The organism is Pseudomonas oryzihabitans, assembly GCF_007665395.1.
Taxonomy (GTDB): Bacteria; Pseudomonadota; Gammaproteobacteria; order Pseudomonadales; family Pseudomonadaceae; genus Chryseomonas; species Chryseomonas psychrotolerans_C.
On record NZ_VDND01000001.1, the window covers coordinates 702,581 to 724,603 of the forward strand.

The following is a 22,023-nucleotide window of genomic DNA, read 5'->3' on the forward strand; positions in this document are numbered from 1 at the left end:
CCTGGAGCTCGTCATGCCCGGCCCGCGCCTGTCCTCAGCCTTCTCGCTGCTCCTGCTGCTCCCCTTGCTGAGCGGCTGCTCGCCCGATGCCCTTCCGGGAGCGGATCCCGTGCGAACCGTGAAACTCGCCTCGGTCGGTCGCCTGCAATCCCAGTCCCCCGTGCTACCCGGCGTCATCCGCCAGCCGCGCAGTACGGCGCTGAGCTTCGAGAATGGCGGTCGGGTGGTGCGGATGGCGGTCGAGGTAGGCGCCCGGGTCAAGGCCGGACAGCTGCTCGCCGAGCAGGACGCCGAGCCGGCCCAACTGCGCCTGAACCAGGCCAGCGCCCGCTTGCAGGCCGCTCGCGTGGAGCTGGAGCAGCGTCGGGCTGGCCAGCGACGGGCCCAGCAGCTGTTCGCCGACGGCAACCTCGCCAGAGCCGAGCTGGAAGCCGCCAGCGCCGCGCAGGGCACGGCGCTGGCGCAACAGCGTGGTGCCGAGGCCGAACTGGCATTGGCGCGGCGCGCCCTGGCCCAGACCCGCCTGGTGGCCCCCTTCGCCGGCCAGGTCGTCACCCGGGCGGCCGAGCCGTTGCGCCTGGTCAGCGCCGGCGAGCCCCTGTTGGGCCTGCAGGCCGACGGTAGCCGACAGGTCGTGGTGCAGATCCCGCTCGGCCTGGCGGACAGGCTCCCGCCGGGGGCCCGGGCTCAGGCCACGCCCAGCGCCGGCGGCGCGTCCCTGGCGCTGAGTCTGGTCGGGATCTCGCCGAGGGCGGAGCAGGGACTGCTGCAGGAAGCGGTGTTCGCCCTGGAGGCCGCGGCACCCGCCCTGCCCAGCGGCAGTCTGCTGGACGTCCGCCTGCCAGAGACGCCGGACCGCCGCCTGGCCATTCCGCTGGGCGCCCTGTTGCCAGGGCAGACCGGTAAGGCCGGCCAGGTCTATGTCTATCAGGCCGACACCCAGCAGGTGAAACCGCGCGGGGTGACCCTGGCCGGTCTGCAGGACGGCCAGGCCCTGATCGACGGCGGCCTCGCCGAGGGCGAGCAGATCGTCGTGGCCGGCGCAGCCTTCCTGCGGGCGGGCGAACACGTGCGTCCCTACCGGCCGACCACCGTCCTGACCGGGGAGTAAGCCATGTCCCTGACCCTCTTCGCCCTGCAGCGTGGGCGACTGGTGTTCTTCGTCGCCATGGCCCTGCTGCTGGGCGGCCTCTATGCCTTCCTCGGCTTTCCATCACAGGAGGAGCCAAGCGTGACGGTTCGCGACGCCCTGGTCAGCGTCGCCCTGCCCGGTCTGGCCAGCGACCGCGTGGAAGAACTGCTGGCCAAGCCGCTGGAAGATCGGCTGCGCGAGCTGCCCGAACTCCGGACCCTGGTCACCACCCTCAGACCGGGCCAGGCCATCCTTCAGCTCACCGCGCGGGACGAGATCACCGATTTGCCGGCCCTCTGGCAACGGGTGCGCAACAAGCTGGCCGAGGTCGCCCCCAGCCTGCCCGAAGGCACCCAGGGCCCGAGCGTGGACGACGACTTCGGACGCGTCGCCGTGGCCTCCATCGCCGTGACGGCGCCGGGCTTCTCCGCGAGCGAGCTGCGTACCGAGGTGGAACGCCTGCGCCGTGCGCTCTACGCGCTTCCCGGCGTCGAACGCATCGCCCTCTACGGTCTGCAACAGGAACGCCTCGTGCTCGCCCTGGATGCCACCACGCTGGCTCGTCTCCGGCTGCCGCCACAGGCCCTGCTGGAGCAGTTGCGCACCCGTAACCTGCTGGTCAGTGGCGGCACCCTCCACCTGGGCGCGCGCGACCTCAGCCTGTCGATCAGTGGCGAGCTGCCGGATCCCGCCGCGCTGGCCGTGCTGCCGATCCAGCTGCCGGATGGCGCCGCCGTTCCCCTGGGCGCCCTGGCGCAGATCCGCGTCGCAGCGGAGGAGCCCCCGCGCAGCGCGGCCTTCTATCGCGGCGAGCGCGCCCTGGTCCTGGGTATCGCGATGACGCCCGGACGCAACGTCGAAGCCTTCGGCGCCGAGCTGCACGACCGGCTCAAGGCACTCGAGGGAACGCTGCCCACCGGCTTCGCCCTGCACCGGGTGACCTTCCAGCCCGAGGTGGTGCACCACGCCATGGAGCGCATGCAGCACGTGCTGATGGAGACCATGGTGATCGTCATGGCCGTGGTGATGCTGTTCCTTGGCTGGCGCCTGGGGCTCATCGTCGGCGCCATCGTGCCGCTGACGGTGCTGGCTACCCTGCTGGTCATGCGCGCCCTGGGTATCGAGCTGCAGACGGTGTCCATCGCGGCCCTGATCCTGGCCCTGGGTCTGCTGGTGGACAACGGTATCGTCATCGCCGAGGACATCGAGCGGCGGCTGCGCGCCGGCGAAGCCCGGCGGGACGCCTGCGAGGCGGCCGGCCGGACCCTGGCCATACCGCTGCTGACCTCCTCGCTGGTGATCATCCTGGCCTTCTCGCCCTTTTTTCTCGGCCAGACCAGTACCAACGAGTACCTGAGATCCCTGGCCGTGGTCCTGGCGCTCACGTTGCTGGGCTCCTGGCTACTGAGCCTGACGGTGACGCCCCTGCTCTGCCTGCGGCTGGTGCCGGACCCCACCCAGGCCAGCCCGACCTCCGGCAGCGCCCTGCATCGCGGCTATCGGCGGCTGCTGGAGACCCTGCTGAGCCACAAGCTGGCCTACCTGCTGGCCATGCTGCTGCTCCTGAGCCTGGCCACTGCCAAGGTGCTCAGCCTGCCCTACGACTTCCTGCCACCTTCGGATCGCCAACAGTTCCAGATCCCCATCCAGCTGGAACCGGGCACCCCGGCCCAACGCACCCTGGAACTCATGCAGGATTTCAGCCGCTGGCTGGGCACGGAGGCGGACATCGTCGAGAGCATCGGCTACGTCGCCGACGGCGGTCCCCGCATCGTCCTGGGGCTGAATCCGCCGCTGCCCGGTCCCAACGTGGCCTACTTCACCGTGACGGTCCGCCCGGACGCCGACCTGCAACAGGTCATGGCCCGGGTCGGTGACCACCTGTCAGGGCGCTACCCCGAGGTTCGCGCCCAACCCAAGCGCTTCTCCCTGGGCACCACCGAAAGCGGTCTGGCGGTCTATCGCCTGAGCGGCCCGGACGAGGCCGTCCTGCGCCAGCTCGGCGCCCAGCTGGAAGACCTGCTCGCCGCGGTGCCCGGTACCCGCGACATCCAGGACGATTGGGGGCCGCGCCTGCTGCGCTTCCAGGTGGAGGTCGACCAGGCCCGCGCCCGTGCCGCCGGTATCGACAGCCGGGATATCGCCCAGGCGCTGCAGCTGGCCGGGGATGGACTGGTCGGCGCACAGCTGCGCGATGGCCAGTATCCCATCGACATCGCGGCCCGCAGCCGGATGCCCGGCACCGCGCTGGACAGTGTCCTGGTCTATCCCCACGGCGGCGGTGAAACCCTGCCACTGGCCGCGATCGCCCGGGTCGAGCTGGCCAGCGAAGCCGGGGTGAAGGTGCGCCGAAACCTGGAACGGACCCTCACCGTCAGCGCGCGCAACCCGGGCATGACCGCTGCCACCCTGGTCGCCACCCTCGCGCCCCAGTTACCCACCCTGCAGCTGCCGCCCGGCTATCGCCTGGACCTGGGCGGCGAGATCGAAGACTCCGCCGCGGCCAACGACGCCCTGCTGCGCTATCTGCCGCTGGCCGCCGTCGCCATGCTGCTGCTCTTCCTCTGGCAATTCGATTCCTGGCGCAAGGTACTGATCATCGTCGCCAGCATTCCCTTCATCCTCATCGGGGTCGCCCTCGCGCTCTGGCTGAGCGGCCATCCATTCGGCTTCATGGCCACCTTCGGCCTCCTGTCGCTGGCCGGCATCATCGTCAACAACGCGGTGTTGCTGCTCGAACGCATCGAGACCGAGCTGCAGACCGGCAAGCCGCTCACGCCCGCGCTGCTCGATGCCGCCGGCGAACGCCTCAGACCCATCATCATGACCAAGCTCACCTGCATCCTCGGCCTCATCCCCCTGATGCTCTTTGCCGGTCCCCTCTGGACTGGCATGGCGATTAGCATGATCGGCGGCCTGGCCCTGGGTACCCTGGTGACCCTGGGGCTGATTCCCGTGCTCTATGGGTTGCTGTACGAGCGACGCTAGCGGGGGATCCGCGGACGGTGACGGGCCGCTTCGCTGGTGAAAGCGGCCGATCACGTTATGCTGGAAGAGATCCGCGGCCGCCTTCGGTGCGGCTGCCCCTCGCTTCGGCGCCCCGTCGCGCGCGCCGCCAAGGAATTCCTCATGACCAGACTCCAGTCCCCACCGGAGGCTGTCCCGCTCCCCCCGCTCGTGGTGATCGGCGCCTCCGCCGGCGGTATCGGCGTCATCCAGCAGCTGTTCGAGGCGCTGGGCGCTGAGCTGCCGTTCGCCTTCATCGTGCTCCAGCACCTACCACCGGGCAGTCCCAGTGGCCTATCCGGGCTGCTCCAGCACTGGACGGCGATGCCGGTCCAGGCGGCCGAGCGCGGTAGTCACCCGTGGCCCGCCAGGGTCCATCTACCCTCCCCCGACGCTATCCTCACCCTTGAGGATAGCCGCTTCCATACCCGCCCCGCCGATGGCGGACAACGGCGTCCGGGAACGGATGCCATCGATGCCTTCCTGGAAAGTCTCTCGCCCCTGGAAGCCGCCCGTACCGTGACGGTGATCCTCTCCGGCAGCGGTATGGACGGCACCGCCGGCGCCATCCACATTCGCCAGTGCGGCGGCACGGTCATCGTCCAGGACCCCGCCACGGCCGCCTACGAGAGCATGCCCAATGCCATCTCCCAGCGCGGTCTGCACCAGTTGGCCCTGCCGGTCGAGGGGATCGCCCGCTATCTACGCGAATGCGCCGCGCCGGACCACGCCTGGCCGACCGCCGCGCAGCCGCCGACCGCGCTGGAGGAGACCCTGAAGCAGATCCTGGACCTGATCCGCCGCCAGGCCGCCTTCGATTTCACCGGCTACAAGACGTCCCCTCTGCTCTGGCGCATCCAGCAGCGCATGGAGGTTCGCCGGGTCTGGGCCTTCGACGACTACGCCGCCCTGCTGGAGGACGACCCCGCCGAGCTGGTGGCCCTGGTCAAGGGCATCCCGGTCCACGTCACCGAGTTCTTTCGTGACCCCGAGGCCTGGGACACCTTGGCCGAGGAGGTGCTGCTGCCGCTGCTGGAGCAAACGGACGCCGAGCCGCTGCGCATCTGGATCCCTGCCTGTTCCACGGGCCAGGAAGCCTATTCGATGGCGATGCTGCTGGATGAGCTGCGCAGCGCTCACGGCCATACCAGGGAAGCCCAGTTGTTCGCCACCGAGCCGGCCCCGGAAATGCTGGCCAGGGCCAGCCGCGGGGCCTATCGCGGCACGGAGCTGGCGACGCTCTCCCCGGTGCGCCGGGAAAGATTCTTCTATGCGGTGGATGGTGCCTTCCGGGTCAAGCGCGCCCTGCGCGAGAGCATGGTCTTCGCCATCCAGGATCTGTTGCTCGATCCGCCGCTCGCGTCCATGGACCTGATCAGTTGCCGCAATCTGCTCATCTACCTCGAGCCCGAGACCATCGACCTGGTACTCCAGGTCCTGCACGGCGCCCTGCGCCCCGGTGGCTATCTGCTGCTGGGCAGGAGTGAAGCCTATTCCTTGCATCGGCGCGGTTTCGAGCCCCTGTCCCTGCGCTGGAATCTCCATCGCAAGGCGGGTTCCCTGGCCGAGCAGCGGTCGCTCTCGCACCCGGTCCGACCCGCGAGGACGACGCGCGCCGCCGAAGCCGAGCGCAATGCCCTGGAACACTTCAAGCTGCCGTCGGCGCTGATCGATGTCGAAGGCCAGGTGCTCCGGCTGTATGGCAATACCTCGGGCTTTCTCGGCCTGCCCGCCGGAGAACCGAGCTATCGGCTGCTCGATCTGGTCCCGCAGCCCTGGGTAGCACACCTGCGGCACCAGCTCACCCGTGCCCTGCACGGTGGCCGACCCTCCTTGATCGCCGGCTTGCCGGACCGCTTCGACCCCCGGCTGAGCGTGACCCTGCGCCTCACGCCGCTGGACGGCCCAGGCCAGCACGATCAGGTGCTGGTGTCCTTTATCCGCCAAACCAGCGAGCCGGGGTCGCCGGCCCTGGCGACGACTCCTAGCGACGCCGTGCACGTGGAGGAAGCGGACTGGCGCGAGGCGATTCGCCTGTCCCAGGAAGAACTCGAAGCCTCGCGGGAAGAATTGCAGGCGCTCAACGAAGAGTTGAAGGCACTCAACGACGAACTCAAGGACGCCAATGAACACCTGCAACTGAGCAACGAGGACCTGAACCAGGCCAACGACTCCTTGCAGGGACATATCGAGCAGTTGCAGATGCAACGGCGGGTGCTGTCCTCGGGGTCGGTGATGACCCTGTGCCTGGACGTGACGTTGCGGATCCGCTGGTTCACCCCGGCGATGAGCGAGCTGCTGCCCTTGCGGCAGGCCGATACCGGGCGTCAGGTGCAGGATCTGGTGCCGAAATTTCTCGACCCTGCGCTGTTCGACGACATCCGCCAGGTGCTGGAGGACGGCGGAGCCCGCACCGCGGTAGTGTCTGCCCACGACGGGCGCTGGTTTCTCCGGCGGATCTGCCCGGATCCCGGCGACGATCAGGCCCTCATCGGCGTCGCCCTGACCTTCGCCGACATCACGTTGCGTACCCAGGCGGAGCTGGCGTTGCGCGAACGCGAGCGCCAGTTGAAACGCAATCAGCAGTGGCTCACGGCACAAAAGGAAGCCTTCCAGTCCGCCATGAAAGGCGAAAGCCTGAGTCAGTCATTGGGCATTCTCGTCCGCGCCCTGGTGACCGAGGCAGGTGACCAACGCCGCTGTGCCTTCTATCTGGCCCAAGGCGGCACTCTGACCCACGTGGTGGGCATGGCAGAAGGCTATGCGCAGGCGGTTGAGGGCTTCGTCATCTCCGAGGACTCCCTGTCCTGCGGACTCGCCGTCGCCCGCGGCGAGCCCGTGATCACGCGCGACGTGCTGGAGGAGCCGCTCTGGAAGCCCTGGTCCTGGCTGGCCCGCCGCTATGATTTCCGTGGCTGCTGGTCCTTTCCGGTCAAGACCGCGGAAGGCGACAGCCTCGGCTCCCTGGCGATGTATTTCGAGCATCCGCAACTGCCGGACGCCGTCGACCTGGAATTGGCCGCGGCCTTCACCCACACCGCGGCCATCATCATCTGGCGGCATCTGCAAGCCGACGACGAAGGCGCTGAGGCCAACAAGGCCCGCTTCCTGCCCAGCCACTGAGCCCTGCAGGTCAGGCGTGACGTCCCGTCACCGGGAGGCTGACTCTAAGGGCGCCTCGCTAGGTAGCAGGCGCTGGCCAAGCGCTGCCGAGGCGAAAACCGGCACTGGCTCCAGCAAAAAGTCATCCTGCCCCCCCCCTGCCTGGCTCAGCGCGGGGGCCGGGCCGGGCCAACGAAGATACCCGTGACGTTACGCTAGGCTCCCTTAGCGATAGCTGGAGTGATCCGCAGTCCGCACCGACTTCCATCCTCAGCTCCGGGTTCCCTTCATCTCATCGTCAGACGAATGGCCAAGCGGCCAGGCCAGTCTTAAGCCGACGCTAAGCCGCCGCCCCATAAGGTGTGACCCACATCACACTCGATGCCACCTATAGGTCGGACTTATCCCGAGGGACACGCCATGCTGCTGCGCACGCTCACTGTAGGTAGACGCTCGGCCATTGCCTTTTCGATTATCGTAGCAATCGTAATCGCATTAGGTTCCATTGCCCTGACCCAGATGCGCCTGCTACGGCAGTCCGAAATCGAGGTGGAAACCGATTGGATGCCGAGCGTCCGCCAAGCCGGTCACATGACCTCGGCCCTGCTCAAGATTCGCCTGGAAAGTGTTCGTGGTCTCGTCACCTCCGATCCCGCGCTTCGTCCGGCAACGGACCAGGCGCTGGACGATTCACGCCGCCTATTCGCCGGCTTGGTCTCGGACTACGCTCCCCTGGTTTCCAGCGACGAAGAGCTGCGCCTCTACCAGGCGGTTCAAGCCGGCTCCTCCCGCTATCTCGCCGTGCTGGACAATTTCGAAGACCTCCACCGCCGCGGTGATCTGCAGGGTGCTGCCGCCGTGGCCAACGGTGCCATGCGCGAGGCGGCAGAGCGCTTGCAGGACCAGATCGAAAGTCTCGCGGCGTTGAACGATAGGGGCGCCACGGCCTCGGGAATCGAGGCGAGTCGGATCTACGACCATGGACTGGCCTGGACCAGCGGCCTGATCCTGTCAGCCCTGGTCGTCACCACCTTGCTGGCGGTCCTGCTGACCCGCAGCATCACCCTGCCCATCGGCGACGCCCTCCGCATCGCCCAGCGAATCGCCAGCAAGGACCTGTCCAAGGACATTCAGGTGGAGGGTCGCGACGAGGCCGCCGGCCTACTGACCGCGCTTGCCAGCATGCAGGAGAATTTGCGCGGCACCGTCGCTCACCTGGCGGACAGTTCCAGTCAACTCGCCGCCGCCGCCGAAGAAATGAATGCTGTGATCGAGGACGGCAACCGCGGACTGCTGCGGCAGAACGACGAAATCAACCAGGTGGCGACCGCGGTGACGGAAATGAGCGCCGCCGTGGATGAGGTCGCCCGTAATGCCGAGGAAACGGCGGGCGCCTCGCAACACAGCAGCGCCCTTACCCAGGCAGGCCTGCAGCATGTCGGCTCGACGCTGGCGGCCATCGAGCAGCTCGCGCTGCAGGTCGGTCGAAGCAGCGGGCAGATCCAGACGCTGTCTGGCCGGGCCCAGGACATCAGCAACGTCGTCGATGTCATCCGCGCCATTGCCGAGCAGACCAACCTGTTGGCGCTCAATGCGGCCATCGAAGCGGCGCGTGCAGGTGATCAAGGGCGAGGCTTCGCGGTGGTCGCCGATGAGGTGCGCGCCCTCGCCCATCGCACCCAGCAGTCGACCCGGGAGATCGAGACGATGATCAACACCATCCAGCATGACTCGTCGGACGCCGTGACCTCCATGCAGCACAGCAGCCAGACGGCGGCAGACTCCCTCGCCGTCGCCCGGGAAGCCAACGGTGCCCTGCTGGCCATCGCCAGCGCCATGGGTGGCATCAACGAGCGCAACGCGCTCATCGCCACGGCCGCCGAAGAACAGGCAGTGGTCGCCAAGGAGATCGACCGCGGCCTGGTCAGTATCAAGGACCTCTCCGATCAAAGCGCTGCCGGCGCCAGCCAGACCTCGGGCGCGAGCGGCGAGGTCTCCCGGCTCGCCGCTGGTTTGAGAGAAGTCGTGGCTGAGTTCGTCATCTAGCCGACGTCGGCTCGTCGATCCCTCTTCAGCCTCCCAGCAACGCCTCCCCCGTCGGCCAACCGCAGCGCCACATCGGTCGGGTAAAGACTGGGCAGGCGCCTAGCCGACGATCTTGAAGACCCCCTTCATCAGGGTGCGATGCCCGGGGAAGCTGCAGAAGAATTCGTAGGCCTCGTCGCTCTGCAACGCGGCCAGGGAAAAGGTCACGCTGTCGGTTTCGCCGCCACCGATCAGGCGGGTATGGGCGATGACCCGCGGATCCTTGGGCTTGAGATAGTCCTGGTCGAACCCGGCGCTGCCGCCGTCCACATCGATCGCCTCGGCATCACTGGCCTTGGCCAGCACCCAGTTATGCCCCATCACGCTCTTGGGCATGTTGCCCGAGTGGGTGAGGTGCAACGTGAAGGTCTGGCAATTGCGGCCGGCTTCGAGCGTCTGGACGCTGTAGGTCATCATGTCGGTGCCGTCTATCGTCGCCTCGCAAGAGGCGGCCTGGGCCCCCAGGGCGAAGGTGGTTAGGGCGGCGAGGCTGAGGATACGGAGCAGCATGGGGTAATCCTTGATCAAGGCTGGAGACGAAGTAACTGGAGCTGAGGATCGGCCTGGATCTGGCGTTCGGTGAACGGCAGCGTTGGCCAGACCTGGCGGGAGAACAGCAGCGTCTGGTCGCGGAAATGCGCCGACCGCGGATCGCTCGACTGGGAAAAGGCCAGCAGACCCCGCGCCTGGGGGCCGGCCGCGGTGAAACTCACCAACTGGATATAGCTGCTGCCCGACACCACTTCGCGATGATCGCCCTGCGCCTCGCTCTGGATGGCGTTGTAGATGCCCACCTGACCATCGCCCCCGGGGATGGGAATACCAGCGCTACGCTGCACCTCCCCCCAGGGCCGGGGCGTCCGCTCGGCGAGCGCCTCCGTCAGCCAGCGCTCCAGGCGCTCGTCGGCCCCTGCGCGGTCGAGCGCTATACCGGCGGGCGTGTGCAGCGGATCGGCGGGGTCGAAGGGACGCCGCCACAGGCTGGCATCCGCGGCCAGCCGCCGCATGAAGCCGACGAAGACCTGCAGCCCCGGTCCGGCCGTGACATTGGCGGTACCGTCCCAATTGGCGAGCTCCTGGCAGGCGGTCCGTACCGCCGGCGCACGGGCGGGCCGGGCACAATAGACCAGCAGATCCGGCAGCACCCAATCCCGGCTGGCCACGTTATTGGCCGTCACCAGTCGGCGCAGGTCAGCCGCGCTGATCCGTGGCATGGCAGCCAGGCGCGACAGCGCATAGCGCGTGCGACCGCCGAGGGGTTCACCCGCGCGGCTCACCAGCGGCGAAAAGCCGTCCAAAGGGCGGGCCGGGTCGGTCAACCAGGCGCTGTCATTGCTGTTCTGCAGGACGCCAGTGCCGGACAGCTGCGGTTGCAAGGCCGCCGGGACGATCCCTGGTTGACGCGCCCGCGGATCGATGCGCCAGGCGCAGGCGGCGAGATCACCGCGCAGTCCCGGCAGGCCATGGGCCGCCAGCTCGGGCAGCAGGCAGGCCTGCAGCTGCGCGGCATCCAGGTTGGGCACCACCGATAGATCGAGATAGGTGACCTGGCCACGGTCGTCCGCCGCCAGGGTGTTGACCCAGGGAATGCCCTGCCGGGTGGCGACCGCCCGGGTCAAGGCGGCAAGGCTGTCGGCGCGGTTGATGGCATCCCACTGGGCGAGCACCCGGGTGTTGTCCAGGTTGGCGTCGCGCAACGCCCAGGCTTGGGTCGCGGTCTCTTCCAACTGCCCCGGCACCCGGATCAGCGGACCGAAGCGCGAGACCCAGACGCTGCGCTCGAGGGTGCTGATCTGGCCACCGGGGTCTCGTACCGCGACCTTCACCCGGTCCTCGCGCAAGGGTAGCGACTGCCCGTCGACCTGATAATGCCGTGCCCGCTGCGGATCCAGGGCAAGCCGATAGAGGGTGAAATGCGCCGAGGTATCCACGGTGTGGGTCCAGGCCAGGTGCCGGTTGAAACCGATGTTCACCAGTGGCAAACCTGGCAGCGCGGCACCCATGACGTCGAGTTGCCCCGGTAGGGTGAGATGCAGTTGATAGAAGCGCAATGCACCCTGCCAAGGGAAATGCGGATTGGCCAACAACAGGCTGCGGGCCCCGGCAGCGCGGTCGCTACCGACGGCGACCGCGTTGCTACCGCGCTCCTGGCGCAGCCGACGGGAGCCGGCCTGCAGATCGGCCACGGCCTTCTGCACTGGTGCCGCTTCGAGCGGCACGGTCGCCGTCGCGAACGCCTCGCCGAACTGGCCGAGCCCGCCCTCCACCAGCAGGCGCCGCGTCAACCGGAGCAGATCCGCGCGCACCAGCGGTCGTAGCCACGGCTGGTCGGCGCAGCCCAGCGGACTGGCAGGCGCCCGCACATAGCGATTGAAGCCGGCGACATAGCCATCGAGGCGGGCGGTCAGGGAAGCGGGTTGCGCCTGGTCGAACCGCCGCACCCGAGCCTCGCTGTTGACCCAGGTGAAGAGGACGTCGGACGCGAGATTAGGCAGCCCCGCCGAATTGGCCCCCTGCTCGCCCAGGTAGCGCGAGCGCTCACCGCGGGCAGTCATGGCTTCGTCCAGGAGCAGGCAGGCGTTGTCACGGGCATAGGCGTAGCCGATGCCAAAGCCGAGGCCGTACTCGTCCGCCGCCCGGATGTGCGGGATGCCGTACTGGGTCCAGCGGATCTCTACCTCAGGATCCGCCGCGACTTGCGCGAAGCAGGATCCGACGCCTAATAGCGCGGCCAGCGGGAGGTACCGAAATGAAAGAAGCACGGAGGCGACACCTGCAAAAGCCCGACTTGATGCAGAGCAAACGAGCATTTGCTGGAAAAATTTAAACTGGGCCAGCCGGTTAGCGTTTCTAGCGCAACGCTGGTGTAAAGAAGCGGAAAAATAGCCACAAGGCCTTTACGGCTTCCCCCTGAAACCGGTTAGCCTTGCCCCCTTTCCTCGCCGACCCGACCTTTCCGACCATGACGCTTACCGCCGGACCTTCCGAGCAAGACATCGCGGACGCCGCCGTCGATTGGTGCATTCGGCTCCACGACGCCGACTGCACCGCCAAGGACCGCGCGGCCTTCGAGCACTGGCTCGCCCTGGATCCACGGCACCGCCAGGAATACCAGCGGGTGGAGCGCACCTGGCAGCTCAGTGGGCTGATTCCGGCGCAGGCCAGCCCGGTCACGCGGCGCACCCGGCGACGTCGGCGCGGCCCGCTGGCGGCGGTGGCCTTGGTAATCCTGGGGACCTCCCTGGCGGGCTGGGGCGGGTGGGAACTGGGCTGGCTGCCCAACGACTATCATCGTTACCAGGCCGAACACGAGCTACGTCGGCTGATCCTGCCCGATGGCAGCGAACTGGAGCTCGATCAACGCTCCACCCTGAGCTTCGCCAACTTCAAGGACCGCCGCCAACTCTGGCTGAGCCAGGGCAGCGCCTATTTCCACGCCAGCCCTGACCGGGAACACCCCTTCCAGGTGCAAGCCGGCCAGGTGACAGTCACCGTGACCGGTACTCGCTTCAGTGTCCGCGAGTTGGGCGATGAGGTCCGGGTGACGGTGGCTGAGGGCTCGGTGAAGGTGGCAAGCAGCGCCCATGGCGAAGATGCCATCCTCACCCCCGGCACCCAGGCCCGCTACCGAGCGGGGCTGGCCGAGCCCGAGGTCGGCGCGGTGGACCTGGATACCGCCCTGGCCTGGCGCAGTGGGCGGCTGGTACTCAACGACCTGACGCTGGCCGAGGCACTACCCCTCATCAATCCCTACCTGGATAGTCCTCTGGTACTGGCAGACGCCACCACCGGCCAATTGCGCGTCGGTGGTGTATTCGGTACCGGCAATCTGCCGGCCCTGGTCAAGGGACTGCCACAGATCCTGCCGGTGACGATACAGGCAGAGGCCGACGGCCGGCTGAAGATCACCCGGCGTGCGCCAGCCGCGAAAAACCCTTAAATCCGCATTCATGCCGCTCGTCTAGGGGGATAGCCTGAAAGGTACCCTCGGACACCCATGACGCCCTCTCGCCATCCCCTTGCCGCCGTGGCCGTGGCTGCGGCTCTCACCCTAAGCGCCCTGGCCGCCTGGGCCTTGCTGCCACGCAGCGGTCAGCACGGGCCGACGGTGGTGGTCAGCCGTGCCGACATCCAGAGTCAGGTAACCGCCCTGGGCACCCTGCAGCCCAGGCGCTACGTCGACGTCGGTGCCCAGGCCTCCGGGCAGATCCTGCGCCTGCACGTCGAGCCGGGCAGCGAAGTGGAAGCCGGTCAGTTGCTGGTGGAAATCGACCCGGCCACCCAGCGCGCCCGCGTCGAGGCAGGTCACGCCCAGATCGATGCCCTGCAGGCGCAACTCGCCGAGCAGCGCGCCTTGCAGACCCTGGCCAGCCAGCAGCACCGCCGCCAGTTGGCACTCGCGCGCGGCAACGCCACGCGAGAGGAAGACGTGCAAAGTGCCAAGGCACAACTGGACGCCAGCGCCGCCCGAATACGCGGCCTGGAGGCCCAGATCCGCCAGGCGCGCGCCGGACTGCGTCGCGATGAGGCCGAACTCGGCTACACCCGCATCTATGCGCCCCTGAGCGGCACCGTGGTGGCCGTGGATGCCCGTGAGGGCCAGACCCTCAACGCCCAGCAGCAGACCCCGCTGATCCTGCGCATCGCCCGCCTCTCGCCGATGACGCTCTGGGCCCAGGTCTCGGAAGCCGACATCTCGCGCATCAAGCCCGGCATGACCACCTGGTTCACCCTGCTGAGTGGCGATCCGCGCCGCTGGGAAGGCAAGGTGCGGCAGATACTGCCTGTCCCGCCCCGGCCGCTGGAGCAGAGTAACCAGGGCGGCGGCAGTCCGCTCGGTAGCCAGGGCGGCCAGCACCGGGTGGTGCTCTACACCGTGCTGATCGATGTCGACAACGAGGATCGCGCCCTGATGGCCGACATGACCGCCCAGGTCTCCTTCGTGGTGGACCAGGCCATGGCGGTACCGAGCCTGCCCATTGCCGCCGTCCAGGACGACGGTCGGGGTGGGCGCCTGGCCTGGGTCCTGAACACCGATGGCAAGCCCGAAGCGCGGCGCCTGGACGTTGGCCTGAGCGATCGCCAACGCATCCAGATTCGCAACGGTCTGGTCGAGGGCGAACGAGTCCTGGTGGATCCTCCCCAGGAGGCCACGCCATGAGTGGCGCAGCGCTGATCGAACTGGACAGCGTACGCAAGGCGTATGGCGGCGGCGAGACGCCGCGCATCGAGGTGCTCAAGGGTATCTCCCTGCGCATCGACGCGGGTGAATTCGTCGCCATCGTCGGGGCCTCCGGGTCGGGCAAGTCGACCCTGATGAACATCCTGGGCTGCCTGGACCGCCCCAGCAGCGGCCACTACCGTTTTGCGGGGCAGGACGTCTCTGCCCTGGACCGCGATGCCCTGGCGTGGCTGCGCCGCGAAGCCTTCGGCTTCGTCTTCCAGGGCTACCACCTGATCCCCGCTGCCTCGGCGCAGGAAAACGTCGAGCTACCGGCCCTCTATGCCGGCACCTCGGCCAGCCAGCGCAGTCGCCGCGCCAACGCCCTGCTGGAACGCCTGGGCCTGGCGGAGCGTACCGCCAACCGACCGCATCAACTGTCCGGCGGCCAGCAACAACGGGTATCCATCGCCCGCGCGCTGATGAACGGCGGACACATCATCCTCGCCGACGAACCCACCGGGGCGCTCGACAGCCAGAGCGGACAGCAGGTCATGGCCCTGCTCGACGAACTGGCTGCGGAGGGCCATGTCATCATCCTCATCACCCACGACCGCCAGGTCGCCGAGCGTGCCGCCCGGGTGATCGAGATCAGCGATGGCGAGATCGTCGCGGATCGCCGGTCACGGCCAGCAGGCCGGCCTGGACGTGCGGCCATAGATCCGACGCGTCGCCAGGAAGCACCCCGCGGCCTGCTGCTCGCCGAAGGCCTCGACGCCCTGCGCGGTGCCTGGCGCACCCTCTGGAGCAACCGGGTGCGCACCGTGCTGACCCTGCTCGGCATCGTCATCGGCGTGGCCTCGGTGGTGGTGATGCTGGCGGTGGGCGAAGGCAGCAAGCGCCGAGTGATGGCGCAGATGGGTGCCTTCGGCTCCAACATCATCTACCTGGGCGGACGATCGCCCGCGCCCCGGGCACCCGAGGGCGTAGTAACCCTGGACGACGTAGCCGCCCTGGCGACCCTGCCCCAGGTCCGCCGGATCATGCCGGTCAATGGCGCAGAACTCATCGTGCGCCATGGCAACAAGGACATGCAGGCCTATGTGGGCGGCAACAACCCGGACTTTCCCATGATCCTCAATTGGCCGGTAGTCCGAGGCCACTACTTCAGCCAGGCCGACGAAGCCCAGGCCGCCACCGTGGCGGTGATCGGCGATCGGGTGCGCCGCACCCTGTTCGAGGAGCGCGATCCCATCGGCCAGCAGATCCTCATCGAGAACGTGCCCTTCCGCGTAGTCGGGATATTGGCCGCCAAGGGTGCCAGCTCCGGCGACCAGAACGCCGATGATCGCATCGCCATCCCCTACTCCGCCGCCAGCATCCGCCTGTTCGGCCGCCATCAGCCGGAATACGTGATCATCGCTGCCAGCGACGGCAGCCAGGTGCAACGCGCCGGCGCCGCCATCGAGCGGCTGATGCTGCGCCTGCACAACGGTCGTCCTGATTTCGAACTCACCAACGATGCCGCCATGATCCAGGCCGAGGCGCGCACCCAGGGCACCCTCTCCTTGATGCTGGGCGCCATCGCCGCCATCTCCCTGCTGGTGGGCGGCATCGGGGTGATGAACGTGATGTTGATGACGGTCCGCGAGCGCACCCGCGAGATCGGCATTCGCGTCGCCGTGGGTGCCCGCCAGCGCGACATTCTCCGGCAATTCCTCACCGAGGCCGGTTTGCTGGCGCTGGTCGGCGGCCTCATTGGCCTGACCCTGGCCCTGGCCGTAGGCGCTGCCCTGCACCTGGCCGGCGTGGCATTGGTCTTCACCCTTCCCGCGGTGCTTGGTGCTTTCGGCTGCGCCCTGCTCACCGGGGTGCTGTTCGGCTTCATGCCGGCCCGCCAGGCGGCCCGCCTGGATCCCGTCGTTGCCCTGGCCAGCCAATGAATCCCATCCTGCCGCGCTGCCTACCGCTGTGCCTGCTGCTCACCGCCTGCACCAATCCACCGTCACCCTTGCCCCCTACCCCAGAAGCCCCCGTCCAGTGGCAGGCAGGCGCCCAGCCACCACTTGAGCGGTTGGATACCTGGTGGCAGGGCTTCGCCGATCCCGCACTGGCCCCCCTGATCGAGCGGGCCCGACGCAATAGCCCCGATCTCGGCGCCGCCCTCGCCCGGGTGGAACAGGCGCGCGCCCAGGCGCAGGTCGCCTCCGCCAACCGTTTGCCGACCCTGCAGGCAAGCTTCAACGGCAACCACGAACGGTTGTTGCACGGTCCAGGCTACAGCGGCATCGATACCTACCGCGATGATCGCCGCCTGGAAGTCTTCAGCCTCGGTCTGGCGGCCAGTTATGAGGTGGATTTCTGGGGCGGTGTGGCCGCTCGGGCGCGAAGTGGCGTGGCCACCTGGCAGGCCAGTGCCTTCGACCGTGACACCCTGGAACTGGCCCTGGTCGCTGCCGTGGCCGCAAGCTACCTCGACCTCAGCGCCATCAACGCGCGTGCAGCCATCGCCCAGCGCAACCTGGACAACGCCGAGCAGGTGCTGGCGCTCGTCAGCACCCGCCAGGCCGCCGGCGCCGCCAGCCCCTTGGAAGAGGCTCAGCAGCGCGGGCTGGTCGCCCGCCAGCGCCAACGACTCGAAAGCCTGCGGCAGGACGCCGCCAATGCCCGGCTGACACTGGCCACCCTGCTGGGCGAGCCGGTGGAGCGGTTGCACCTGACCGCCGGTGACTTCGCCCGACTACAGGTACCGGAAACGGGCGCGGGCCTGCCCAGTGAACTGCTCGCCCGCCGCCCCGATGTGGCCCGTGCCGAAGCCCGCCTGGCGGCGGCTCAGGCCGATGTCCAGGTAGCGCGGAGCCTGATGTTGCCGCGGCTGACCCTCAAGGCCAACCTGGCGGTAGGCGCGGACCACCTGGCCGACTTGGTTGCCAACCGCTACTACGACCTGGGCGGCGCACTCTTGGCACCGATTTTCAACGCCGGCGCCCTGCGGGCCGGCTACCAGGCCAGCCAAGCACGCCAGCAGGAGCTGCTGGAAAACTACCGCAAGGCCCTGCTCGACGCCTTCGCCGACGTCGACCGGGCGCTCAACGACAGCAGCGGGCTGGATCTACAACTGCACTGGCAGGCGCAGGCCCTGGAGCAGTCCCAGCAAGCCTTCACCCTGGCCCAGACCCGCTACCGCGCCGGCGCCGACACCCTGCTGACCCTGCTCGACGCCCAGCGTAGCCTCTACCAGGCTCAGGACGATGCCATAACCCTGCGGTTGCAGCGGCTCAAGGCCAGCGTCGCGCTCTTCAAGGCATTGGGAGGGGGTTGGGAGGAGGGAAAGACTCGCTGAGGATTGCCGACCTAGAGCCTCGCCCGTATTGTTGATAACAATTATCAATGACGATAACGGTCATGACCAGTCAACCGCCCGCCCTTCCCTCCCACGATGATCGCGCCCTTATCGATCACCTCTACCGCGAACACCAGGGCTGGTTGCGCAAGCGCCTCGGCTGCCCACAGCATGCCGCCGATGTCACCCACGACACCTTTCTGCGCATCCTCTCCGCCCCCGAGCGACTCGAACTGCAGCAGCCCCGCTCCTTTCTGGGCACCGTCGCCCGCCGCCTGCTGGTCGACCGCGCCCGCCGCGAAGTCCTTGAACGCACCTACCTGGAGGAGTTGCAGCGCCAAGTGGACGCCGGGCACAGCATGCCCTCGGCCGAGGCCGTGGCCAGTGCCTTGCAGCTGCTCGAACAGCTCGCAGCGGCCTTGCAGGGCCTGGCGCCCCGGGTCCGCGCGGCCTTTCTGCTCCGGCAACTGGAGGGGCTGGCCCAGGAGGAGATCGCCGCGCGGCTCGGCGTCTCGACCCGCATGGTGCGCAAATACCTGGTGCAGGCCCTGCTGCATTGCCATCAGCAACTGGGCGAGGCGCCATGAGCCGTCACGAAGCGGCCATCCTGGCCAGGGCGGCCGACTGGCTCGTACGCCTGGAAGACGCCCCTGAACACCACCAAGCCTTCAGCGAATGGTGTGCTCAGGATCCGCGCCACCAGGCAGCGGTCGACAGCCTGCAGCGCACCTTGCAACGCCTCGAGCCCCTGGCCGCCATGCCGGCCCAGGCGGCCCTGAACGCGGCACAACGTTTTGCGCCCGAGCACAGCGGTCGAGGTCGCGCTCTCACCGCTATGGCGCTCACCCTGGGCCTGCTGCTACCCACGACCCTCTGGCTCCAGGCCAATCCTCCTGCCTATCTAATGGCCGACCTCAGGACAGCTACCGCCGAGTGGCGCGAGACGCGCCTGGCCGACGGCAGCCGCCTGCTCCTCGACGCCCAGTCGGCGGTGGATCTGGAATTCGACACCCAGCAACGCCGTCTGAGGCTCATCCAGGGCGACATCCTGGTCGACGTCGCCCAAGACAGCGACCGGCCTTTCATCGTCGAGACGTCCTACGCCAGTATCCGCGCCCTGGGAACCCGCTTCGTCGTCGAACAAGGCGATTCGGCCACCTGGGTGACCATGCTCGAGTCCCGCACCGACATCCGTAGCACCGTTACCGGCGCCCGCGTCACCCTGGCCGCCGGCCAGCGCCTGCGCCTCGATGCCCAAGGACCGGGCTCGCCCCAGCACCTGGATGTCACGCCGCGGGAGCAGGCCTGGCAGCGACGGCAACTGGTGGTCTGGGACCGCCCCCTACCAGAGGTGCTGGCGACTCTCTCCCGCTCCCAACCAGGCTACCTCAGCTACGACGCCCAAGCCCTGGCCGCCTTCAAGATCTCCGCGGTGCTTCCCCAGGACGACCCGAGGGCGGCCCTCACCTTGCTGGCGCGCAGTTTTCCCCTGAACGTGAAGCACTACGGCCCCTGGCTGACCCGCGTTACCCTCGCCGAGAAAAAATAATGCCGCCGGCGGTTCCGCTTTGGCGCGCTCATCCGTCCTGGTTAGCACACGCCAACCAGACAGGTACGTCCATGCGCTTCTTCCACCCTCGCCTCGCCCACTTGACCATCGCCCTGCAGCTGGGTCTGCCCCTTGCCCTGGGTCTCCCCGCCGCACCTGCCCAGGCCCAGAGCCACGTCCAGCGTTACGACCTGCCCGCCGGCCCCCTGGGCGAATCCCTCAACCGCCTCGCCAGCCAGGCCGGCATCGCCCTCTCCTTCGATGCCAACCGCGTGCGCAACCTCCGCGCACCGGCTCTGCAGGGTAGCTACAGCCTCGATGAGGCTTTCGCCCGCCTACTGAAAGGCAGTGGGCTCGAGGCCCAGGGTGGCGACGAGGGATATGTGCTGGTGGCGACGGAAAAAGGGCCCTACGAACTAGGTGTGACGGAAATCAGCGCGCAGGGCCTGCCCACGTCGGTTACCGAAGGCACAGGGTCTTACGCCACGGCCCTCACTGGCTCCGCTACGCGCCTACCACTATCCATTCGGGAAACTCCTCAATCGGTGACCGTAGTAACGCGCCAACAGCTCGATGATCAATCCGTTGACAACATTGCCCAAGCCCTTGGCCGCACACCAGGCGTTGTCGCGCAAGCCTACGACAGTGATCGGCTGGAGTTCTCCACACGAGGCATGGCCATCACCAACTATCAATACGACGGCGTCAACACGATCTATGACGGCGTCTATGACAACGGCACTACTCAGGTCGACATGGCCACCTATGACCGTGTCGACATCATCAAGGGAGCTACTGGCCTAATGACCGGTGCCGGCGACCCTTCAGCAACCGTCAATCTTATACGCAAGCGTCCCACCCATGACTTCCAGGGACACCTCAGCGGTAGCGCGGGCACCTGGGACAACTACCGAACCGAGGCGGATCTGTCCGGTAGTCTCAACGATACCGGTACCCTGCGCGGGCGAGTGGTGGGTGCCTATCAGGATCGCCAATCCTATCTGGATCACTACAAGCAGAAAAAGAACGTCTTCTATGGCATCGTCGAAGCCGACGTCAGCCCCGATACGCTAGTCACCCTCGGCTATGACCGCCAGACCATCACCCCGCGCGGGACCTCCTGGACCGGCAATCCTGTGCTGTACAGCGATGGCAGTCGCATAGACCTACCCCGCCACTTCAACCCGGGTACCGACTGGAGCCGCCGCGAGTTCGAGAACCAGACCTTCTTCGGCTCGGTCGAGCAGAATCTGGATGGTGAGTGGAAACTCAAGGTCAGCGCAAACCAACTCCTCAGCGATCACGATACCCGCCTGGGTTCCGCAAGCGGCGGCAATCCGGATCCCCTTACCGGGGAAGGCGCCTTCTTCTATTGGGGGCGTTGGGAAGGCCACAGGATCATCAATACCCTGGATGCCAATGTCTCCGGCCCCTTCACCCTGCTTGGTCGCGAGCATGACTTGGTCGCTGGCTACACATACGCCGCCTCACGGCAGACAGGCGCGACGTTCGATAACGGAGCGTCCGCCGCTGTACCAGGCAATATTCTGGATTGGAATGGCAACTTTCCAATGCCGGATTTCCCAAGCAACGGCAAGTACGAGAGCAACCAGCGGCAAAACGGCGCATATCTGGCTACTCGCCTCAAGCCCACAGATGATCTTTCGATCATCCTCGGTACTCGCGTCAGTACCTTCAAATATGATCAGACCTATAGCTATTACAACGGGTCCAGCAGTCGCACCAGCTACGAGCAGCACGGTGTGGTTACCCCCTACGCCGGGCTGGTCTATGACCTAGATGACACCTACTCTCTCTACACAAGTTACACCCGAATTTACGACCCGCAGACCAATAAAGACGCCTCAGGAAAAACCCTGGATCCGGTAGAAGGGGACAGCTACGAAGCTGGGCTGAAGGCGGAATATCTTAATGGTCGAGTCAATGCGACTCTTGCCTTCTTCCGTATCGAGCAGGACAACCTTGCCGAGTACGTCACGACCGACACCCAGACCAGTGAAGACGTTTACCGCGCCATCCAGGGGGCCACCACCAAGGGCGTCGAACTCGAGATAGCGGGTCAGTTGACCGAGGCGTGGAATCTCAGCGCAGGCTACACCTATGCGCGGACCAGAGACTATAGAGGTCAGCCTGTATTCGGATACCCGCTGGCTTCAACCAAGCCCGAGCATCTGGTCCGACTCTTCAGCACCTATCGTCTGCCTGGGCAATTCTCTCCCATCACCCTGGGCGGCGGCCTGACCTGGCAAAGCTCCTTCTACGGCAATACCTATGACCCAGCGGTAGAGGCTGACCGGAGCCTCAAGCAAGAAGGCTACACCTTGGTTAACCTGATGGGACGCTACCAATTTGACGACCACCTAAGCTTCACACTCAATGCGAACAACGTGTTCGACAAAAAGTACCTTTTGGGCGTCGGCAACTTTGGTACGTCTTTCTATGGCGAACCGCGCAACCTGATGCTCACTACCCGCTGGGACTTTTAACCTGATACTGGCAAGTACGGCATCTCCCTCTAAGTGTTGCTGCCGTACCTGCCCAGTAATATTTCTGAACTTTTTTCGAAACGTTTTACAAGCCGTCGTTCTAGACTATTTGATCGAACGGCATTTTCGGCAAGTCGT

At 67.0% G+C, this 22,023-nt stretch carries 13 protein-coding genes; 11 read left to right on the forward strand and 2 right to left on the reverse strand.

Annotated features, from left to right (window positions below; genetic code table 11):
- Window positions 1-13: 13 nt before the first annotated feature.
- The 4 genes from FSV73_RS03215 to FSV73_RS03230 all read left to right on the forward strand — a co-directional run bounded on the left by FSV73_RS03215 (window position 14) and on the right by FSV73_RS03230 (window position 9,286).
- A complete protein-coding gene (locus FSV73_RS03215) occupies window positions 14-1,111 on the forward strand; it encodes an efflux RND transporter periplasmic adaptor subunit (RefSeq protein ID WP_145003723.1) in 1,098 nt (365 codons plus the stop codon).
- A 3-nt stretch (window positions 1,112-1,114) separates the two neighbouring features.
- Entirely contained in the window at window positions 1,115-4,120 is a 3,006-nt protein-coding gene (locus FSV73_RS03220; RefSeq protein ID WP_145003726.1) for an efflux RND transporter permease subunit, read from the forward strand.
- A 141-nt stretch (window positions 4,121-4,261) separates the two neighbouring features.
- Entirely contained in the window at window positions 4,262-7,261 is a 3,000-nt protein-coding gene (locus tag FSV73_RS03225) for a CheR family methyltransferase (protein WP_145003729.1), read from the forward strand.
- Window positions 7,262-7,660: 399 nt separating this feature from the next.
- Entirely contained in the window at window positions 7,661-9,286 is a 1,626-nt protein-coding gene (locus tag FSV73_RS03230; protein WP_145003732.1) for a methyl-accepting chemotaxis protein, read from the forward strand.
- A 99-nt stretch (window positions 9,287-9,385) separates the two neighbouring features.
- On the opposite strand, the gene azu is transcribed toward FSV73_RS03230, so the two are convergent.
- Together azu and pvdQ are read right to left on the reverse strand one after the other, a co-directional pair.
- The gene (gene azu / locus FSV73_RS03235; RefSeq protein WP_145003735.1) at window positions 9,386-9,835 is read right to left on the reverse strand and encodes an azurin; all 450 of its coding nucleotides are present in this window, start codon (window positions 9,833-9,835) and stop codon (window positions 9,386-9,388) included.
- 14 nt (window positions 9,836-9,849) lie between these two features.
- Window positions 9,850-12,135: a bifunctional acylase PvdQ gene (pvdQ, locus tag FSV73_RS03240; RefSeq protein ID WP_145003738.1), complete on the reverse strand. Its 2,286-nt coding sequence runs from the start codon at window positions 12,133-12,135 to the stop codon at window positions 9,850-9,852.
- A 152-nt stretch (window positions 12,136-12,287) separates the two neighbouring features.
- Between pvdQ and FSV73_RS03245 the strand changes: the two genes are divergently transcribed.
- The 7 genes from FSV73_RS03245 (at window position 12,288) to FSV73_RS03275 (ending at window position 21,885) form a co-directional block, all read left to right on the forward strand.
- Window positions 12,288-13,265, forward strand: a complete 978-nt coding sequence (locus FSV73_RS03245) for a FecR family protein (protein ID WP_145003741.1) — start codon at window positions 12,288-12,290, stop codon at window positions 13,263-13,265.
- A 57-nt stretch (window positions 13,266-13,322) separates the two neighbouring features.
- Window positions 13,323-14,486: an efflux RND transporter periplasmic adaptor subunit gene (locus FSV73_RS03250; protein WP_145003744.1), complete on the forward strand. Its 1,164-nt coding sequence runs from the start codon at window positions 13,323-13,325 to the stop codon at window positions 14,484-14,486.
- Window positions 14,483-16,429, forward strand: coding sequence for a MacB family efflux pump subunit (locus FSV73_RS03255; RefSeq protein WP_145003747.1), 1,947 nt, complete (start codon window positions 14,483-14,485; stop codon window positions 16,427-16,429). The genes FSV73_RS03250 and FSV73_RS03255 overlap by 4 nt, the downstream gene beginning before the upstream one ends.
- A complete protein-coding gene (locus FSV73_RS03260; RefSeq protein ID WP_145003750.1) occupies window positions 16,426-17,829 on the forward strand; it encodes an efflux transporter outer membrane subunit in 1,404 nt (467 codons plus the stop codon). Before FSV73_RS03255 ends, FSV73_RS03260 begins: the two co-directional genes overlap by 4 nt.
- Window positions 17,830-17,891: 62 nt before the next feature.
- Window positions 17,892-18,416 (forward strand): sigma-70 family RNA polymerase sigma factor, encoded by a 525-nt coding sequence (locus FSV73_RS03265; RefSeq protein ID WP_145003753.1) that lies wholly within the window; start codon window positions 17,892-17,894, stop codon window positions 18,414-18,416.
- On the forward strand, window positions 18,413-19,378 hold the full coding sequence (locus tag FSV73_RS03270; protein WP_145003756.1) for a FecR family protein: 966 nt from the start codon (window positions 18,413-18,415) through the stop codon (window positions 19,376-19,378). Before FSV73_RS03265 ends, FSV73_RS03270 begins: the two co-directional genes overlap by 4 nt.
- Window positions 19,379-19,449: 71 nt before the next feature.
- Window positions 19,450-21,885: a TonB-dependent siderophore receptor gene (locus FSV73_RS03275; RefSeq protein ID WP_145003759.1), complete on the forward strand. Its 2,436-nt coding sequence runs from the start codon at window positions 19,450-19,452 to the stop codon at window positions 21,883-21,885.
- The last annotated feature ends 138 nt before the right edge of the window (window positions 21,886-22,023 follow it).

Bases quoted from the DNA above. Each gene is read 5' to 3' on its own strand.
- FSV73_RS03215 (WP_145003723.1), top strand. From the start codon at position 14: ATGCCCGGCCCGCGCCTGTCCTCAGCCTTCTCGCTGCTCCTGCTGCTC.
- FSV73_RS03220 (WP_145003726.1), top strand. From the start codon at position 1,115: ATGTCCCTGACCCTCTTCGCCCTGCAGCGTGGGCGACTGGTGTTCTTC.
- FSV73_RS03225 (WP_145003729.1), top strand. From the start codon at position 4,262: ATGACCAGACTCCAGTCCCCACCGGAGGCTGTCCCGCTCCCCCCGCTC.
- FSV73_RS03230 (WP_145003732.1), top strand. From the start codon at position 7,661: ATGCTGCTGCGCACGCTCACTGTAGGTAGACGCTCGGCCATTGCCTTT.
- azu (WP_145003735.1), bottom strand. From the start codon at position 9,835: ATGCTGCTCCGTATCCTCAGCCTCGCCGCCCTAACCACCTTCGCCCTG.
- pvdQ (WP_145003738.1), bottom strand. From the start codon at position 12,135: ATGCTCGTTTGCTCTGCATCAAGTCGGGCTTTTGCAGGTGTCGCCTCC.
- FSV73_RS03245 (WP_145003741.1), top strand. From the start codon at position 12,288: ATGACGCTTACCGCCGGACCTTCCGAGCAAGACATCGCGGACGCCGCC.
- FSV73_RS03250 (WP_145003744.1), top strand. From the start codon at position 13,323: ATGACGCCCTCTCGCCATCCCCTTGCCGCCGTGGCCGTGGCTGCGGCT.
- FSV73_RS03255 (WP_145003747.1), top strand. From the start codon at position 14,483: ATGAGTGGCGCAGCGCTGATCGAACTGGACAGCGTACGCAAGGCGTAT.
- FSV73_RS03260 (WP_145003750.1), top strand. From the start codon at position 16,426: ATGAATCCCATCCTGCCGCGCTGCCTACCGCTGTGCCTGCTGCTCACC.
- FSV73_RS03265 (WP_145003753.1), top strand. From the start codon at position 17,892: ATGACCAGTCAACCGCCCGCCCTTCCCTCCCACGATGATCGCGCCCTT.
- FSV73_RS03270 (WP_145003756.1), top strand. From the start codon at position 18,413: ATGAGCCGTCACGAAGCGGCCATCCTGGCCAGGGCGGCCGACTGGCTC.
- FSV73_RS03275 (WP_145003759.1), top strand. From the start codon at position 19,450: ATGCGCTTCTTCCACCCTCGCCTCGCCCACTTGACCATCGCCCTGCAG.